Source organism: Kocuria sp. UCD-OTCP, from assembly GCF_000349605.1.
GTDB lineage: Bacteria > Actinomycetota > Actinomycetes > Actinomycetales > Micrococcaceae > Kocuria > Kocuria rosea.
Genome location: NZ_AOSQ01000004.1, coordinates 1 through 15,535 on the forward strand (window position 1 = coordinate 1; position 15,535 = coordinate 15,535).

Below are 15,535 nucleotides of genomic sequence, written 5' to 3' on the forward strand. Positions count from 1 at the left end.
GCCCGGGTTCACGGCTGCGCGCGACGTTCACGACGTCGTCGCGGAACTCCTTGGGATAGGGCTTGGGCATGGTGTACATCCTTCCATCGACGCCTCTCAGCGCCACAGATCAGGTGTCACCGAACCGTGCATCAGTCCCCTGTGGTGAGTTCATGACGTCAGCATTCCAGGGTCTGTGGTCCCCGCGCGGGTTGGGCGCAGCCCTTTGGCTTCCTGACGAAAGAGTCACACCGAGATGACGAATGTTGACTGTCAACAGTCGGCCGCGATAGCGTGATGCACAGCACACGTTCTCGACGGCTACAGGCAAGGACGGCATCGCATGATCTCTTCCCGGTTGGGCTGCTCGTCCATCAGCTTCCGGCACCAGCCGCTGCCCGAGGCGCTACGCACCATTGGAGGGCTCGGCTTCGAGGAGATCGATCTGGGGGCCCTGCCGGGGGTCTGCGACCACGTCCCCTACGTGCTGGACGCCGCTGCCGTCGAGCAGGTCGCCGCCGACGTGCACCACTCGGGTCTGCGCGTGCGCTCGGTCAACGGGGACGTGGGTGATCTCAACGTGGTCCTGGACGAGGCGCAGCGTGCAGAGCGCGCGGACCACCTCGACATGCTCCTCGAGCTCACGGCCGCCGTCGGCGCCGAGGCCCTCGTCCTGCCCCGCGGGGCGCTGGACCACGAGCCGATCCGCTCCCTCGAGGAGGACGTCCGTACGGTGGCCGGGGAACTGGCCCAGGCATCCCGGCGGGCCGCGGCGGCCGGCGTCGAGCTGTGGTGCGAGTCGTTGCACTTCTTCCGGCTGTGCTGGAACGAGGACCGCGCGCGGCGGCTGGCGGACGAGCTCGAGGGCACCGGCGTGGGTGTGGTCATGGACTTCAGCCACATCGTGGCCTCCGGCGGGGATCCGGTGCGCTTCGTGGAGAGCTTCGCCGAGCAGCTCACCCACGTGCACCTGCGCGACGCCACCGCGGGAAACATCAACCTGAGCATCGGCAACGGCGAGGCCGACTTCGCCGCCGGCCTGCGGGCTCTGGAGCGTGTCGGGTACACCGGCCACTTCTCGCTCGAGCTCGAGACCCGCGACGTCAGCCACGACCAGCGCCCGGCGGCCGCCCGCGTGGCCGCCGCGCACATCACGTCACTGCTGTAGAACCCATCATCACTCACCCTAGGAGCACCATGTCGATCGTTCAGCGCACCGCCGTCATCACCGGAGCCACGTCCGAGAAGGGCATCGGAGTCACCACAGCCCGCCGTTTCGCTCGTGAAGGATGGGGGGTGGTGATTCTCGATCTCGACGCCGAGAAGTCCGCCCGGGTCGCCCAGGACATCGGGCAGGAGTGCGGCGTGCCGGCCTTCGGCCACGCGATCGACGTCGCGGACGAGGCCTCGGTGACCGCCGCCCACGACGCGGTGGCCGCCGAGGTCGCTGCCGGCGCCCTTCCGCCGGTGGGGGCCGTGGTCAACATCGCCGGGATCACCTCCCCGGTCCCGTTCCTGGAGACCACCCTGGAGCTGTGGCACAAGGTCATGGACGTCAACGCCACCGGCACCTACCTGGTCACCAAGGCGTTCCTGCCCGAGATGATCGAGCAGGGCTGGGGCAGGGTCGTGAACATGTCCTCCGTGTCCGCCCAGCGCGGCGGCGGGGTCTTCGGCAAGGTGCCCTACTCCGCGGCCAAGGCCGCCATCCTGGGCTTCACCAAGGCGCTGGCCCGCGAGCTGGGCACGACCGGGGTCACGGTCAACGCGGTGACCCCCGGGGCGGTCGACACCAACATCCGCGTGGGCAGCACCGACGAGCAGGAGGCCGCCATCGCCGCGGGCATCCCGGTCGGGCGCACGGCCACCACCGAGGAGATCGCCGCGTCCATCACCTTCCTCGCCTCCGAGGACTCCTCCTACCTCACGGGAGTGACGCTGGACATCAACGGCGGGAGCCACATGCACTAGAGCGTTCTGCCCGCCACGTGCCCGCCGCCTCCCCGCACCTGCGGGGAGGCGGCGGAACCATACCCAGGAGAACCCATGCTTCGCCCCGTCCAGCCCCGCTCCGCCGCCGCCCTGGGCCGCCCGTCCGGGACGGGTGTGCAGATCCGTGCCGTGTCCGACCTCCGTGTCGGTGACGTCGTCGAGATCCGGACCTGGGACACGGTTCACTGCCGCGGAGAGGTCGACGCGGTCTGTCCCCGGCTGGGAGTGCTGTGGGTCCTCGACGGACGACTTCGAGATCGGATGATGGTCGAGGCCTCCGGGCACACCGTGTGGAGGCTGCCGCGCTGACCGGGTCCGGCCTCCCGCACCGTGGCAGGAGAGGCGCCGTGCTCGGCGCTCTGGGAACCGCGGGGCGGTGAGTTGCCGGTCGGCCGGATCGGACGGGTCGCGAGATCGGCGCAGCATCTGAGGTCCGGGCAACGACAGCGGTGGGGGCCGGACGGAGAAGTTCTCCGTCCGGCCCCCACCGCTGTGCCGTGCTGCTCGGTGCCGTGCTCAGTCCACGCGTTCCGTGTGCCGCGGGTGGAGCAGCGTCCTGACCTTCTCGGCGATCTTGGTCGTGGAGACCCCGTAGCGGTCGTTGAGGGTGGGCAGGGCGCCGGCGTCGAGGAACTCGTCGGGCAGCCCGATGGGGGTGATCTGCCGCAGGACGCCGTCGCGGACGGCGGTGTGGGCGACCGCGTCGAAGAGGCCTCCGATGACGGTGTGGTTCTCGCAGGTGAGCACCAGCCGGTCCTTGGCGAGCTCGGCCAGGATGGTGGCCTCGTCGAGGGGCTTGAGGGTGGGCACGTGCAGCACGGCGACGTCCACCTTGTCGGCCTCCAGGGCCTTGGCGGCTTCCAGGGCGCGTTCGGTCATCAGGCCGGTGGAGATCAGCAGGACCTCGGCCCCGTCGCGGATCAGCTTGGCCTTGCCGAGCTCGAAGGTGTAGTCGTACTCGTCGAGCACCCGCGGGACCTTCCCGCGCAGGATCCGCATGTAGGTGGGTCCGTCGTGGGCGGCCAGCTGGGCGACGGCCTGCTCGATGTCCACCGCATCGCAGGGGTCCACGATCGTGAGGTTGGGCATTCCCCGCAGGATCGCCACGTCCTCGGTGGCCTGGTGGGAGGGCCCGTAGCCGGTGGTGAGCCCGGGCAGGGCGCAGACCATGTTCACGTTGAGGTTCGCCTCGGCGATGTCCAGGCACAGGAAGTCGTAGGCCCGGCGCGTCGCGAACACGGAGTAGGTGGAGGCGAAGGGCACGAAGCCCTCCATGGCCAGCCCGGCGGCGGCCCCGAGCAGGGCCTGCTCGGCCATGCCGACCTGGTAGAACCGGTCGGGCATCGCGTCGCGCAGGATGTGCAGGTCGGTGTACTTGGCCAGATCGGCCGACAGGCCCACGACCCGGTCGTCGCGTTCGGCGAGCTCCACCAGGGCGTGGCCCAGGGGAGCGGCGGTGGTCCGCTGCCCTTCCCGGGCCAGGGAGGCGCTCATCGCGTCCGAGGTCAGCCGCTTCTTCTGGGTGGCGGTGTTCGGGGTGGTGTTCATGCCTGGGACGACTCCTTCAGTCGGTCGTGGGCCTTCTGCCACTCGTCGGCGGCGACGGTCATGAAGTGCAGCTTCTCGCGGTTCTCCAGGAAGTCCACGCCCTTGCCGAGCTTGGTGTTGGCGATCAGGCACCGCGGCTGGTTCGCCTCGATGGTCCGCAGTTCTTCCAGGGCGGTCAGGACGGCGGCGACGTCGTTGCCGTCGACCCGGCGGGTGATCCAGCCGAAGGCCTCGAACTTGCCCTCGATCGGCTCCATGCCGAGCATGTCCTGGCTCTTGCCGTCGGCCTGCTGGTCGTTGAAGTCCACGATCGCGATCAGGTTGTCGAGCTCGTGGTGGGCGGCCACGGCGGCGGCCTCCCAGGTGGAGCCCTCGTTGAGCTCTCCGTCGGAGAGGATGTTGTAGACGAACGCCGGGTTGTTCTTGCGCTTGAGCCCCAGGGCCACGCCGTTGGCGACCACCAGGCCGTGGCCCAGGGACCCCCCGGAGATCTCCACCCCCGGCGTGTAGGACGCCATCGCCGACATCGGCAGCCGGGAGTCGTCGGTCGCGTAGGTCTCCAGCTCCTCCAGCGGCAGGAACTTCGCCTCGGCCAGGGCGGCGTACAGGGCGATGGCGTAGTGGCCGATCGAGAGCAGGCACCGGTCCCGGCCCTCCCACTCCGGGTCCTCCGGGCGCAGGTTCAGCTGGTCGGCGTAGAGCACCGCCAGGACGTCGGCGATGTCCAGGGCCTGGCCGATGTAGCCCTGCCCCTGCACCTCGCCCTGGATCAGTGCGTTGGTCCGGATGCGGAAGGCCGCCTCCTTGATCCGGGTCAGACGCTCGGGCTCGACCGGAGCGATATCAGTCGTTGGCTGCATGGGTTTCCCCTCATGTGGTGGTGGTCGGATCAGCCGGTCGCGCGATACGGCGTCCTGGTGGCCGCGGAACTGGTGCCTGTCGACACGGTCTGTGGTTGGCATCACAGTACGCCGTTCAACTGTTAACAGTCAACAGAAAAGATGACATCTTGATCCTCCCGGAGAAGTGCCGCCCCCGCACATCCGGCTCGGTCAACGGTTAACCGGGCCCGTATGATCGAGGGGTGAGTCGCAGTCACTGTGCGGCGGTACGTTCATGGCACTGATGTCGTCAGCGGAGCCGACCGGGCCGACACTTCCGGGGTTCCGTTCAACGCGCGGCAGGAGGCGGCGGTGCCCCCGCCGCGTCCGACCAGTCCACCTCCAGCTTCCGAAGGATGACCACGATGACCTCTCAGACAGCGGCCCTGGCCGGACTGGCCAAGGTGAACCTGCGCCAGCAGGCTCTGACGGCGCTGCGTCGGGCCATCACCACCGGCGAGCTGCCCCCGGGCACCCACCTGGTGGAGACGGAGCTGTCCGAGCAGCTGCAGATCAGCCGGGGCACCCTGCGTGAGGCCATGCGCCAGCTCCAGCAGGAGGGGCTGATCGCCGCCGGAGCCCGTGGCCGGCTGTCCGTGCGCAGTCTGGATGCCAAGGAGATCGTCGACATCTTCGCCGTCCGGGCGGCCCTCGAGTCCCTGGCCGTGCGCACGCTCAGCCGAGCGGAGCATCGCGATGCGGCCGTGGCCACACTGCGTGACGCGGTGCGGGCCATGGATGAAGCCGTCGGCCACACGTTGGAGGAGCGGATCGAGGCGGACCTGAACTTCCACCGAACGCTGTGCCGCCTCACGGACAACGCCATGCTCCTGCACTCGTGGCAGGCCCTGGAGGGGTCGATCCGGATGTCGTTCATGTGGGCCGGCATGGACCGGGCCGTGGGCAACATGCGCGTGGACCGGCACACCGCCATCGTCGATGTCATCGCGGCCGGGGACGCCCCGGCAGCCGCCGACTACATGCTCTCCCACATGGACGAAGCCGCGGCCAACCTCGTCTCCTGAGCACCGGCTGTCGAGGTGCCGCCTCCGGCCGATCGCCTCGGACTCGCAGGCCCGGGCACTGCGATGCCCAGCCGGGGGCCGACGGCCCGGAACCGGATGACGTCTCGCCGAAACTGAGCTGACCGGTCGACGCGAGCCCCTCTGTCCACGGGGGCGGTCGGACGAGCCCGGACGGATCCGCACCAGCACCCCGCGAACTGCGCCATGTCATCCCCCCGCGCGGCATATTGCGGGCCGGAGACATCGCACGGCTCCGTATGCCGTCCGCAACTCGCCCGGCTGTCAGCCCTTCTGACCCAGGGAGCTGGTGCTCCAGCCCGTCGTGGACCCTGACGGTGGGCCTGCCAGACCCATCGGCCGACTTCGGCCTGTCCGCCCTGTCCAGCGGGCCACGGCTGTGCTGCCGGTCTTCGCCCGGTTGCGGCTCTGGCTGCGGCTCCCGCCTGCGCCGGGGAACCGATGGGCTTCTTGGGCGGCATCATGCGGAGGTTTGCCGGAGGGGCCGCCCCCCGCAACCGGAGAAGCCCGTCACCAGGGCTGGATGGACCTATCCCATCTCGTCGATCAATCATTGCGTCTCGTGTGTGCTCTGTGCCACACTTCCAGCAACAGCAGTTGACTGTTAACAGTCAACTGAAGTCGTGGTCAGTGGTGAGCCGGCCGAGGACAGACATGCGTCCGCCCGAGCCCGTGCCGGGAACCGCCGCTCTCGGGTGGTAGGACCGGTCGGGTCAGGCGGCGGTGTTTCGGTGCAGTGAAGCCCGATCACCGGTCGCTGCGGCATGCCACGGCCCTGCTCGCCTCCGTCATGCGGAGCACCGCCCGTGTGACCCGACCACCATCCGCTTGCCGGTCCGTCCGGCGTCATCCACAGAGGAGCAGACATGGACACGCTCGTCCTGGTCCATCTCGCCATCTCGGTCATCGGCATCGTCCTGATGATCGTCTGGGCGAAGATCAACCCCGTCGTCGCACTCGTCGTCGGCGCACTGTACCTGGGCGTCGCCGCCGGGCTCGGCTTCACCGAATCAGTGGCCGCCGTCAATGCCGGCTTCGGGGCGCTGATGGCCGAAGTGGGCCTGATCATCGGCTTCGGCGTCATGATCGGCACCACGCTGACGGCCACCGGCACGATGCAGCGTGTCGTCGACGGGCTGCTGAAACTCGTCGGGCCCAAGCGGTCGCCCTACGTCCTGGGACTGACCTCGGGCATCATCTTCCCGTCGATCTACTTCGACGTCGCCCTGGTCATCCTCGCCCCGATCGCCGGTGCCATCGCCAAGCGCACCGGCAAGAGCATCGCCACCCTGGCCGGTTCACTGGCCATCGGCCTCGAGGTCGGGCTGCTCATCGTGGTCCCGGGTGTGGCGGCGATCGCCGTCGCCGGACCACTCGGCGTGGAGATCGGCACCATGCTGATCTGGGGCATCCCCCTGGGCATCTTCTTCATCATCTCCAGCATCTTCGTGCACGACCTGATGATGCGGAAGATCTTCGACCCCGCCACGGACCAGGACCACAGCTTCGACGACTCCATCTTCGGCGAGTCGATCGAGGAGGAACGCGCCCGCCTCGAGACCCAGCGCGAGACGGGCCCCACCACCGTGGGCACCACCGAGGTCGCCGGCACCTCGGCGGGCACCCTGACCGTGACCGCCCCGACCCGGCAGATGCCACTGGTCGTCGCCATGCTCCCCGTGATCGTGCCGATCCTGCTCATCATCCTGGACACCGTCACCGGACTCATCGGCCAGGAAGTCCCCGTCCTCGGCTTCCTCGGCAGCCCCGTCGTCGCCCTGCTCATCGGCCTGCTCATCGGCATCGTCCTGGCGGTCCCCGCCGTGACCCGCGACGGCATCGACGACCTGCTCACGCGGGGCGCTCAGACCTCCGGCTCGATCCTCCTGTTCACCGGCGTGGCCGGGTCCCTGGGCCAGGTGATCACCGAGGTCGGCATCGGCGACATGATGGCCGCCCTTTTCCAGGCCAATGCCGCGATCCCGGTGCTGCTCACCTGGACCGTGGCCGCCGTCCTGCGCATCGCCCAGGGATCGGCCTCGGTGGCCGCGATCACCGCGGCGACCCTGCTCGCCCCGATCATGGGCTCCATCGAGGCCGCGCCGATCCTGATCCTGCTGGCCGCCGGCACCGGCGCCGCGTTCGGCGCCCACGTCACGGACAACACCTTCTGGATCTTCAAGCAGATGCTCGGGTTCACCACCAAGGGCACGTTCAAGATCTACACGCTCGCCCAGTCCACCTTCGCCGTGATCGGCTTGGGCGTGTGCCTGCTGCTCGACCTGTTCATCTGAGTATGCCCTGCCCGTCACGCCCTCAGGAGGCTCCCATGTCACCCGCTCCACCGCCCCGGATCACCTTCATCGGAATCGGAGCCATCGGCCTGCCCATGGCCGAGCAGCTCCTCGGCGCCGGATTCGACGTCACCGGTGTCGACCCGTTCGCCGAGCAGCGGGCGAAGGCCACCGCACGGGGCCTGCGCGCCGAGGAGACCCCGGAATCCGCGGTCGCGGCCGACGTCGTCGTGTGCATGGTGGCCACACCGGAGCAGCTGCGGGCGGCCACCCTGGGCGAGGCAGGGGTGCTCCGGCAGATGCCGGCCGGCAGCGTCCTGGTGGTGATGAGCACCGTCGGCCCCCGTGCGGTGCGTGAGGTGGCCGCCGCGGCCCCACCTGCGGTGAGCGTGCTCGACGTGCCCGTCACCGGCGGGGTCGCCCGGGCGATCACCGGTCAGCTCAGCCTGTTCGCCGCCGGCGACCCCGCCGCGATCGACGACGTGCGGCCGGTCCTCGACGCACTGGGGGCGATCATCGACTGCGGCACGGAGATCGGCCAGGGCCAGGCCTACAAGGCGGTCAACCAGCTGCTGTGCTCGGTGCACATCGTGGCCGCCGCCGAGGCACTCGCCCTCGCGGAGGAGCTCGGACTGGACCCGGAGAGGGTGCTGCCCGCCGTCGCCGGCGGTGCCGGGGGGTCCTGGATGCTCTCCGACCGCGGCCCGCGCATGCTGCAGGGCCTGGACGCCGAGGTGACGAGCACCATCGGCATCTTCGTGAAGGACTCGACCCTGGTGAAGGACATCGCCGACGAGATCGGCTTCGACGCCCCGATGATCAGCGCCGCCCAGGCGAGATACCAGGCCGCCAAGGACGCCGGCTGGGACCGGAAGGACGACTCCCAAGTCATCCAGACCTACCGGCGGTGATCCGCCCGCCCACCCCACCACGTCCAGACGAGCACCATGGGTCGGCGCCCCGGACACGAGGCGGCGAGAGAGATCGCCGCGTGGCCTGCGGCCCGGTCGGCGGCGGACCAACGTTGCAGTAGGGGTTCGGCGGATTCTGGTGGTCATTGCAACAGCAGGTCGCCGATCACTTCGATCGGTTTCTGGAACTCTAGGCGTTTGCGGGGACGGTCGTTGAGCTCCTCGGCGACCGCGTCGAGCTCTGCGGCAGTGAACGCTGAGAGGTCGGCGCCTTTCGGGAAGTATTGGCGCAAAAGGCCGTTGGTGTTCTCGTTGATACCGCGTTGCCAGGGCGAGTGTGGGTCGCAGAAGAAGATCTCGATCCCGGCGTCCACCCGCACCTGCTTCCAGTCGCGCATTTCCGTGCCTTGATCCCAGGTCAGCGACCGTCGCAGCGCCTCCGGCAGTGTCTTGATCTTCGCGGCCAGCCCGTCACGGACCTGTTCGGGTTTGTAACCCTCGGGCAGGTGAACAAGCATCGTGTAGTTGGTGGTGCGTTCCACCAGGGTTCCGATGGCGCTCTGATTGTTCTTGCCAATGATCAGGTCACCCTCCCAATGGCCCGGCACTGCGCGGTCCTTGGCCTCAGCGGGCCGGTCGCTGATGTTGATCATGTCCGGGACCCGGTTCTTGAGTTGCCCGGCCTTGCGGCAGGGCCGGCGCACAGCTCGTCCGGTGCGCAGGTATCGGGTCAGCTCCTGTTTCAGGGCCCCACGGGACTGCACGTAGAGGGACTGGTAGATCGTCTCGGTCGACACCCACATCTCCGGCTTGTCGGGGAATTCTCGTCGCAGGCGCCCAGCGATCTGCTCCGGCGAATACTTCTTGGCGAGGTCTCTCACGACGATCGCACGCACCTCGGGATGGGTGTGCAGCTTCGCCGGCTTCGGGCGCGCTGCTCTTTCATAGGCCAGCACGTGCGCTGTCGTGGCCCGATAGCCGCCTTGGGCGGTGGCGTTACGTCGCAGCTCTCGAGAGATCGTCGACGGTGATCGGCCGATCGCCGCCCCGATCTGCCGCAAAGACTGTCCCTGAACGCGCAACAGGGCGATCTCCTCCCGCTCGGCGAAGCTCAGGCACCGGCCCTTGAGGTCGCGTCCGCGGCGTGGCCGCACCCCACCGGCCTCCTCCAGGACCCGGGCCCCGGTGCGCCGGCTTGTACGGATAGCTGCCACCGCCCCGGTGATGAACTCCCCGGCCTGCATCCGCTCCCAAAACACCTGGAGCAGATCCGGCCTGATCAAGATCGAGTACCCACCCACAACACCACCCCCAACGCTCAGTGTTGCAACCACCGCAAGAACCCGGGGTTCCTCGTCCGCGCCAGCAGTGTCTGCGGCATCAATTCACCTGCGGCCCGGCGGTGCGACGCCGCAGCGCGAGCGGCAGAGTCAGCAGTGAGATCGCACCCGTGATCAACAACGCGGTGCTGAACGAGGTCCCTGCGGCGATCATGCCCACCAGGACCGACCCGAGACCGGTCCCGATGTCGAAGCCGATGTTCCACACCGCACTGGCCGTACCGTAGTGCGGCCGGCTGACGGCGTGGAAGGTCACGACCAGGGTGAGGTTCTGCAGGCCGCCGTAGCTGATGCCCACCATCGCTGCTCCGATCATCAACATCGGGGCCTCGGTGGCCCGGGGATCGCGGACCGCCCAGGCGATGGTCATCATGCCGGCCGTGGTCAGCAGCACAAGCGGCGCGATGAACCGGCGTGGGCCGTACCTGTCGGACAGTGCGCCGATCCGCCAACGAGTGAGTGCGGCGGCGAGGTTCATCAGCAGCAGCGCCAGGGCGGTCAGCGCGGCACTGCTGCTCATCTGGGCCATGAAGGTGATCAGCGCGCCGCCGGCCAGGGTGACGCCGGTCAGCAGCGCCATCGGAGGGAGGAGGCGCAGGTAGGGCGCCCGCTCATCCTCCTCGTCCCCCTCCGGGACGCCGTCCAGCATCCGGGCCAGACCGATCGCGGGCACGACGGCGACAACGGGCAGGGCTGCCAGGGTGAACACGACCCAGAATCCGAGCTGTTCGGCGATCCAGGGTCCCGCCGACAGGAACAGGATCTGCGGTCCCGCGATCGCCAGGCCGTAGGCACCGATCGCCTTCCCGCGACGCTGTGGCTCCACCAGCTCGGCCACCAGTGCACTGCCGGTCACGGTCAGTACGCCGAATCCGAGCCCGCGCACCGCGGAGAGCACCAGGGTCGGCCCCAGGGCGTCACTGACGCCGTGGGCCAGGGCGGGCAGTCCCAGCAGGAGCATGCCCGCCACGAGGACCGGCGCCCAGCCGAAGCGGCGCAGGGCCCTGGGGACGAACAGCTGGGTGAGTACGGTGAAGAGCATGAGCACGCCGTTGACCAGCCCCGCGCCGGCGGTGTCAGCGCCGCCGTGCACCGCCCACAGTGGCGCGACGGCCAGCAGCGCGGCATATCCCGAGAAGCCCAGGGCGGTCATCGTCAGCATCAGCGGCATCCCCGGCGCCCGCCAGACCGAGTTGTTCACCATCGATCGTGGCCCGTGACGACGGCCCCGTCATCGTGGCGCGCCTCAGCGGGGGCTGTGCGGCGTAGCGGCCCTACGGGTGACTGCTGGTCGCGGACAATGATGATCGACATGATGACGCCAGCCTATGTCCGGCATCCTTCGATCCCTCGACCTGGGGGATCGCGACAGGGCCGGTCGCCAGCACGGGCGCCGGGCCCCAGCGATGCGGCCGGTGAGGCCCTGCTGCAGGAAGCCGAGGCCGCCACCGCCCGTGCCCTGGCCGACCGGCCGGTGGACCAGCTTCCGCACGTGGCCGCGTGGCGGGAGGCCTACCGGGCGTTCGGGGCGAAACCGCAGCGCACGCGCAACAGCCTGGAGGCCCTGACGCGCCGAGCGGCCTCCGGGCTGCCGCGGGTGAACCGGCTGACCGATCTCTACAACGCGGTCTCGGTCCTGCACCAGATCCCACTCGGCGGGGAGGACCTGGCCGGCTACCACGGAGCGCCGCGACTGGTACGCGCCACCGGCCAAGAGCCCTTCGACACGGTGGCCGGCGGTGAACCGGTGATCGAGCACCCCGAACCCGGCGAGCTGGTGTGGTGCGACCAGTCCGGGGTGACCTGCCGCCGCTGGAACTGGCGCCAGGGCCGGCGCACCGCACTGACAGCGGAGACCACCACGGCCCTGTTCATCCTCGACGCGCTGGCGCCCATGACGGACGAGGCCCTGCACGCCGCCGAGGACCTCGCCTCCCGCCTGGCCGATCTCGGCCCCGACGTGCGGAGCGCCCGCCGCCTGTTCACTGCCGGCGACCAGCACACCCCAGGGGACCCGTCATGACCCTTCGTCGCCCTTCCCCCACGGCGGTGCCGCCGCGATCCACCATCCGTTCCACCGAAGGAGACAGCACCATGTTCACCGGTTTGAGCGCCTTCCCCCTCACCCCCCTGGCCGACGATGCGGTGGACGAGTCCGCTTACGTGGGCCTGATCCGACGGCTGGCGGCGGCGCAGGTGGACTCCATCACCGCCCTGGGCTCCACCGGCTCCTACGCCTACCTCAGCACCGAGGAACGACGCCGTGTCGCCCACCTGGCCGTCGAGCACGCCGGGGACGTCCCGGTGTTCGTCGGCATCGGTGCCCTGCGCACCTCCCACGTCCTCACCCACCTCGAGCACGCCCAGCAGGCCGGAGCCGCCGCGGTGCTGCTGGCTCCGATGAGCTATCAGCCGCTGACCGACGACGACGTGGTCGGGCTCTTCGACACCGTCACCGCGCACTCCTCGGTGCCGGTGATCGTCTACGACAACCCGGGCACCACCCACGTCACCTTCACCACCGAGCTCTACGGCCGCATCGGGCAGCTGCCCGGTATCGCCTCCCTCAAGATCCCCGGCGTGCCCGCCGACCCCCAGCAGGCCCGGGCGCGGGTGCGCGAGATCCGCGCGGTGCTCCCGGCCCACGTGAGCATCGGCATCTCCGGGGACGCCACGGCCGCCGCCGGACTGACCGCCGGCTGCGACGCCTGGTACTCGGTCCTCGCCGGCACCCTGCCGGCCCCGGCCCTGCGCATCGCCCGGGCCGCCCTGGACGGACGGGCCGAGGAGGCCGCGGCAGCCTCCGACCGGCTGGCACCGCTGTGGGAGCTGTTCGCCGAGTTCGGGAGCCTGCGGGTCGTGGCCGCGTGCGCCGAGCAGCTGGGCCTGGCTCCCAGGGCCTGTCTTCCGCTGCCCCTGCAGGGCCTCGACGAGGGGCAGCGCGATCGGGTGGCCCGGGTGGTCGGCGACCTCGGACTCGACCATCACCGCTGACATCAGGAGCTCCGCAGGGCGGATCGCCGGGGCGCAGCACTGGCGCGACATGTCTTCGCCGCGACCCCGGTGCGCAGCACCGACGGGGGAGCGGCGGACGCCATCGTGCTCGTGGCCCGGGGCGGCGGACTGTCCGGATGGGTGGCGGGACTGTGGGCCTCGGTCACCGCTTCCCACCTGCTCGGACCGTTCATCGCCCGGCGCCTGGACACCGCCCGCGACGGGCGCAAGGTCCTCGCCATCCCGGCCCGGACACTGCGCCTGGTCCTCAGGTGCGGCCCGCTGCGCGGGGCGGCGGACCGCCTCAGGAGCGCCCTCGCCGTCCTCGCTGCCGCCGCCGTTGCCAGCATCGTCGATCGATCCCGCCCGATCTGAATCAGGCCACAGCTCAGGCCGTCCCCTCCGATTCACCTGTGGCCCGCTACCGGTCACTGCCCGCGAGAACGACGTCACCGTTGAGGTTCCGTTCCGGTATGGGCCCAGGCGTTGGCGTGGCTATGTCTTGGTCGGGGGTGCTTGATCGGCAGTAGCGGCTGGGTCGGGGCGGCCGAGGGTTTCGACCGCGGTCATGAAGGCCTCCCACTGCTCGTTCAGTTCGTGGAGCTGTTCATGTCCTGCGGTGGTCAGTTCGTAGACCTTCCGCGCGGGGCCCGGTCCGCTCTGCTCCCACCGTGCGGTGATCGCACCATCGTCTTCGAGCCGTCCGAGGGCGGGATAGAGCTGGGCTCCCTTGATGGGTTGAAGTCCTGCCGAGACGAGCGCCTGGGAGATCCCGTACCCGTGCCGTGGTGCCACCGCGAGCACGCGGAGGAGGAGCATCGGCAGGGATGCGCGCTGCCACGCGGGGAGGGTCATTGCCTCGCCCCCCAGGGTCGGTCGCCCCAAGCGGTGCCCAGCACCACGGCCGCGGACAGCACGAACGCCAGCGCGACCGGGATCGTCAGCGCCCCCCAGCTGTGGGCGGTGACGATGAGGGCGGCGATGACCAGGGGTGTGAGCGTGCCGGCGAGTGTGAGGACCCACCAGCGCCGTGTCCGAGCGATCCGATGGGTCGCGGCCAGATCGCGCGCCAGCACCAGCGGGTGCCCGAACTCGGCGTAGGCCGAGGTGCCGGACAGCTCCAGGGCCTGCTCGATCTCGGTGACGTGGTCCCGGACGGATCTGGAGGGCACCAGGCGGGTGCGCAGACCGCTGGTGAAGCGACGCAGCCACTGCTCGTCGTTCCATTCCTGGCGTAGCACCTGTTGCGGCATCCGCTGGGAGACCGCCAGCAGGACCACCCCGGGGGTGAGCATCGCCGAAGCCAACAGTGCCACGGGGACATCGCGTGCCGCGTAGTGCCCGGATCCCAGGTTTGCGGCGAAGGCGATTCCCGCGACGACGACCGCGCCGAGGACGACAGAGACGCTGATCGCCACCCCCGATCGGCCGGCTGCGAACAGAGCTCGAAGCACCACCCACCCGAGGAAGGCCAGGAGCACACTGGCGGCGACGAGCACATGGGCGATGTCCACGTCGATGGACCACCCGTGGCGCAGGACCATGAGCAGCGCCGCGACAGCGCTGATGCCCGTCAGTCTGCCGCCGATTTCCTGCAGTACCGGCCGCAGCCCTGCGCCGAGGGAAGTTCGTACCTCTTCCTCGACTGTCGCAAGTTCAGCGGCATCTTCCGTGGCCAGTGCCGTGGGATCACCGAAGAGCTCGGCAGCAGAGACCTGGGCCACCCGGACCGCGTCGAGCAGCTCGTGCTCACGTTCCTCGAGCGAGGACTCCGGGACGTGCTTGCCCGTCATCACCGTTAGGTAGCGCGTAGCCCATCCCCGGTCCTGCGCCGACCACTGATCCGCATCCATGCTGGCCACCTTGTATCTAGGTCAAAAACGTATCTACAGATAAGCACGACGCGGCGGTGTTGGCAACGTCCTGCCGGTCGGGTGTGGCGGATGGGTCTGTGGCAGGCAGTGCGCCCGATCTCCACCGACTCCCGGTTCCGGAGCGCCCCACAGTTAATCTAGGGGCGGGGAGCCGGCCACCCAGGTCGCCCGCCATCTGGACATCTCTGGGGCGGCCTTGTACCCCCGGATACAGGGATCGGCCATCTGGATGCCGCTGCGGACGCACGGCACTCCTGCGGGCCCATGCCGTCCTGAGGGCCACGCACCGATTCCATCGAATACTCCACCCTCGGTGGAGCAGAGGAGGGACAACTCTTGGTGAAGGCCCCGGTTCCTGAGAAGCGGAAGCGCATCCTGGCGACGATCGCCTGGGCGTCTTTCCCGGTCTCCACCGCGCTGACGCTGATGCTCCTCGATTGGCAGGGCACGGGAGTGGCCAAGCCGCTGTGGACGTTCGCGCTGCCCCCGGTCAGTGGACTGGTGGGTGGCATTGCCGGATTCCGCGCGCAGAAGGAGATTCTGGGGGCTGTGGCTGTCGCCTTCGGTCTGCTCTGCGTTCCGGTGGCGATCTTCGTGGTCGGACTGCTCTACGGGCCCTGACGATGATGACGACGGCGATCCGCAGCTCAGGGTCCCGACGGGTGCTGCACGGCAGTCG

General features: G+C 69.5%; 16 protein-coding genes. 10 read left to right on the plus strand and 6 right to left on the minus strand.

Annotated features, from left to right (window positions below; all coding sequences use genetic code 11):
* Positions 1-322: 322 nt before the first annotated feature.
* From H488_RS21875 to H488_RS36935, 3 genes are all read left to right on the plus strand, one after another.
* Positions 323-1,147: a sugar phosphate isomerase/epimerase family protein gene (locus tag H488_RS21875; RefSeq protein ID WP_017832222.1), complete on the plus strand. Its 825-nt coding sequence runs from the start codon at positions 323-325 to the stop codon at positions 1,145-1,147.
* A 29-nt stretch (positions 1,148-1,176) separates the two neighbouring features.
* Positions 1,177-1,950: an SDR family NAD(P)-dependent oxidoreductase gene (locus H488_RS21880; protein WP_031282360.1), complete on the plus strand. Its 774-nt coding sequence runs from the start codon at positions 1,177-1,179 to the stop codon at positions 1,948-1,950.
* A 75-nt stretch (positions 1,951-2,025) separates the two neighbouring features.
* Entirely contained in the window at positions 2,026-2,280 is a 255-nt protein-coding gene (locus H488_RS36935) for a hypothetical protein (protein WP_017832224.1), read from the plus strand.
* Between the two features lie 207 nt (positions 2,281-2,487).
* Here H488_RS36935 and H488_RS21890 read toward each other — a convergent pair whose 3' ends face one another.
* Positions 2,488-3,519: a transketolase family protein gene (locus tag H488_RS21890; protein WP_017832225.1), complete on the minus strand. Its 1,032-nt coding sequence runs from the start codon at positions 3,517-3,519 to the stop codon at positions 2,488-2,490.
* Entirely contained in the window at positions 3,516-4,379 is an 864-nt protein-coding gene (locus tag H488_RS21895) for a transketolase (protein ID WP_017832226.1), read from the minus strand. The genes H488_RS21890 and H488_RS21895 overlap by 4 nt, the downstream gene beginning before the upstream one ends.
* A gap of 386 nt (positions 4,380-4,765) precedes the next feature.
* Between H488_RS21895 and H488_RS21900 the strand changes: the two genes are divergently transcribed.
* The 3 genes from H488_RS21900 (at position 4,766) to H488_RS21910 (ending at position 8,648) form a co-directional block, all read left to right on the plus strand.
* The gene (locus H488_RS21900; protein ID WP_017832227.1) at positions 4,766-5,425 is read left to right on the plus strand and encodes a GntR family transcriptional regulator; all 660 of its coding nucleotides are present in this window, start codon (positions 4,766-4,768) and stop codon (positions 5,423-5,425) included.
* A gap of 884 nt (positions 5,426-6,309) precedes the next feature.
* Complete coding sequence (locus H488_RS21905; protein WP_017832228.1) at positions 6,310-7,737, plus strand: GntP family permease; 1,428 nt, start codon at positions 6,310-6,312, stop codon at positions 7,735-7,737.
* A gap of 35 nt (positions 7,738-7,772) precedes the next feature.
* Positions 7,773-8,648 (plus strand): NAD(P)-dependent oxidoreductase, encoded by an 876-nt coding sequence (locus H488_RS21910; protein ID WP_017832229.1) that lies wholly within the window; start codon positions 7,773-7,775, stop codon positions 8,646-8,648.
* Between the two features lie 143 nt (positions 8,649-8,791).
* Here H488_RS21910 and H488_RS21915 read toward each other — a convergent pair whose 3' ends face one another.
* A complete protein-coding gene (locus H488_RS21915) occupies positions 8,792-9,892 on the minus strand; it encodes an IS30 family transposase (RefSeq protein ID WP_373419172.1) in 1,101 nt (366 codons plus the stop codon).
* Between the two features lie 136 nt (positions 9,893-10,028).
* A complete protein-coding gene (locus H488_RS21920; protein ID WP_237740411.1) occupies positions 10,029-11,150 on the minus strand; it encodes an MFS transporter in 1,122 nt (373 codons plus the stop codon).
* Between the two features lie 312 nt (positions 11,151-11,462).
* On the opposite strand from H488_RS21920, the gene H488_RS21925 reads away from it, so the two are divergent.
* From H488_RS21925 to H488_RS21935, 3 genes are all read left to right on the plus strand, one after another.
* Positions 11,463-12,011 (plus strand): B3/B4 domain-containing protein, encoded by a 549-nt coding sequence (locus H488_RS21925; protein ID WP_373419171.1) that lies wholly within the window; start codon positions 11,463-11,465, stop codon positions 12,009-12,011.
* A gap of 71 nt (positions 12,012-12,082) precedes the next feature.
* On the plus strand, positions 12,083-12,982 hold the full coding sequence (locus H488_RS21930; protein WP_017832233.1) for a dihydrodipicolinate synthase family protein: 900 nt from the start codon (positions 12,083-12,085) through the stop codon (positions 12,980-12,982).
* Between the two features lie 69 nt (positions 12,983-13,051).
* Positions 13,052-13,357, plus strand: coding sequence for a hypothetical protein (locus H488_RS21935; protein ID WP_017832234.1), 306 nt, complete (start codon positions 13,052-13,054; stop codon positions 13,355-13,357).
* Positions 13,358-13,477: 120 nt separating this feature from the next.
* Here H488_RS21935 and H488_RS21940 read toward each other — a convergent pair whose 3' ends face one another.
* Together H488_RS21940 and H488_RS21945 are read right to left on the minus strand one after the other, a co-directional pair.
* Complete coding sequence (locus H488_RS21940; RefSeq protein WP_043738533.1) at positions 13,478-13,837, minus strand: PadR family transcriptional regulator; 360 nt, start codon at positions 13,835-13,837, stop codon at positions 13,478-13,480.
* On the minus strand, positions 13,834-14,835 hold the full coding sequence (locus tag H488_RS21945) for a hypothetical protein (RefSeq protein WP_017832236.1): 1,002 nt from the start codon (positions 14,833-14,835) through the stop codon (positions 13,834-13,836). Before H488_RS21945 ends, H488_RS21940 begins: the two co-directional genes overlap by 4 nt.
* Positions 14,836-15,195: 360 nt before the next feature.
* On the opposite strand from H488_RS21945, the gene H488_RS21950 reads away from it, so the two are divergent.
* Entirely contained in the window at positions 15,196-15,477 is a 282-nt protein-coding gene (locus H488_RS21950; protein ID WP_150110264.1) for a hypothetical protein, read from the plus strand.
* Positions 15,478-15,535 lie beyond the last annotated feature (58 nt).